Annotated in this window: 2 protein-coding genes; one reads left to right on the forward strand and one right to left on the reverse strand. The window is 34.6% G+C overall.

All coding sequences use genetic code 11. From position 1 onward, the window contains the following. Positions 1-11: 11 nt before the first annotated feature. Entirely contained in the window at positions 12-1001 is a 990-nt protein-coding gene (locus GOQ24_RS12530; protein WP_155091866.1) for a PhoH family protein, read from the forward strand. A gap of 70 nt (positions 1002-1071) precedes the next feature. Here the strand turns inward: GOQ24_RS12530 and GOQ24_RS12535 are convergent, their stop codons facing one another. Beyond that, entirely contained in the window at positions 1072-1854 is a 783-nt protein-coding gene (locus GOQ24_RS12535) for a hypothetical protein (RefSeq protein WP_155091867.1), read from the reverse strand. Positions 1855-2041: the final 187 nt, after the last annotated feature.

Raw genomic sequence — 2041 nt, forward strand, 5'->3', positions numbered from 1 at the left:
TCTCATAGGTATTGAACGAAAGAGTAATTGAACTTACAGAATTTAGCCCAAAAGACTTTTGGGGGCCACAAGATATTCATTTAGACTTACTTAAAAAGCTCTATCCAAAAATCAAAATAGTTGCTCGTGGCGGAATCATAAAAATATTTGGAGACCCAGAAATTTTAGATGAATTTGAAAAGCGATTTGACAGACTCATCAAGTATTTTGCAAGATACAATAGAATTGATGAAAATGCAATTGAACGAATCGTCATGGACAATGGACCACAGATTATGAATCCTGCTGATGACATCTTAGTTCATGGTGTATCAGGCAAGCTAATCAAAGCGTTAACCCCTAATCAACAAAAACTCGTCAAGTTTGTAGAGAAAAATGACATGGTATTTGCCATTGGACCTGCTGGTACAGGAAAAACCTATACAGGTGTCGCTCTTGCCGTAAGAGCCCTAAAAAACAAAGAAGTAAAGCGAATTATTCTAACTCGCCCTGCTGTAGAAGCTGGAGAAAACTTAGGTTTCTTACCTGGTGACATGAAAGATAAGCTTGATCCTTATATGCAACCCCTTTATGATGCATTACGAGACATGCTTCCTCCTCAAACCTTAGATGATTACATACTCAAAGGCGTAATTCAAATTGCTCCATTAGCTTTTATGCGTGGCCGTACATTAGACAATGCTTTTGTTATCTTAGATGAAGCTCAAAACACTACGCACTCACAAATGAAAATGTTTTTAACTCGAATGGGAAAAAGTGCTAAATTCATCATCACTGGAGATCCTGGTCAAATCGACTTACCGAGAAAAGTATCGTCTGGGTTAAAAGAGGCGTTATACATTCTAAAAGACGTCGAGGGCATAGGGATTTTGTACTTAGACGACAAGGACATTGTCAGACATCGCTTAGTGAAAAAGATTGTCGATGCCTATAGAAAAAGTGAAGAAAGACCAGATCAAATGTCTTTTGAAGAACTAAAGAAGATGGAAACAAAACAGTAAAATACAAAAAAGGGAAACTTAATAAGTCTCCCTTTTATTTTGTATTTCATCACCCTATTAAAGGCTTTAATTACATCCCATAAACATCGCGTAAAAAAGTCAATTTTTGAACTGCCCCTTCATACAACATTAAATAATCGCCTTTTATCTCATAGCGATCACAATTATCCAATACAGCGAGTAACTCTTTCTCTTTTTGATACATCTCAGTTACATATTCTGGCGATAAGATTATTTTAAAAAAAACAGAATCACCTTCACATCTTAAATCCCCATAAATCATATGATTACCGCCACTGCCTGAAAAACTTCTTGTATTAATATCAATGCAAATCAACGGTATCTGATTTATACCCAATTCTTCCACTCTCTTTCCTTCGTATGACTGAAAAATCCAGTTACCCGAAAGTGAATTGTCATACAAATAATGACCAAAACAAGCGAAGTCAACAGAGTCATCTTGCAATTCTTGCTTTTTCACTAAACTTACAGCTACTGAATGATCAAAACGTCCATCTAGAAAATCACGAGCTGTCTCGTCTTCATAGATCACAATTTCTATTTCCTCGTGTTTTGTTGAAGACTTATAAACACGGCTCTCTCCCTCTATCAAAGGTTCAACAAATGGAAAGATAATCTTTTGATTGGGCTTAGAACTTGAATATACTATACCTTTTTTACTTATTGCAATGGCTTGCAATGAATCTTGAGCTACAGCTTTAAAAAATGTTCCATCCAAATCATTCTTATTCAGTAAATCCATTTGTTTAGATGTACTGTCCTTACTATTTTTTTCTCTTGACTGCTCCATCCCACAAGATGGAAACAGAGAAACTGTCAACGCCAAAATCATAATTTCCCTTTTATTTACAACTTTAAGAATCAAAGGCTATACCAAAAAAATACATTATCGACTAATTAACATTTTTTAAGTTAACATTTACCTCCTAAAACTGCATTATTCCTAACTTTACCTTCTTAAAAAAAACGTTGCAAAGATACGACTATAATAAAAAAGTATATAATACTTTATATTAATA

The organism is Myroides sp. LoEW2-1, from assembly GCF_009767705.1.
Classification (GTDB): domain Bacteria; phylum Bacteroidota; class Bacteroidia; order Flavobacteriales; family Flavobacteriaceae; genus Flavobacterium; species Flavobacterium album_A.

Coding starts and splice junctions, on each gene's coding strand:
- GOQ24_RS12535 (WP_155091867.1), bottom strand. CDS start 1,854: ATGATTTTGGCGTTGACAGTTTCTCTGTTTCCATCTTGTGGGATGGAG.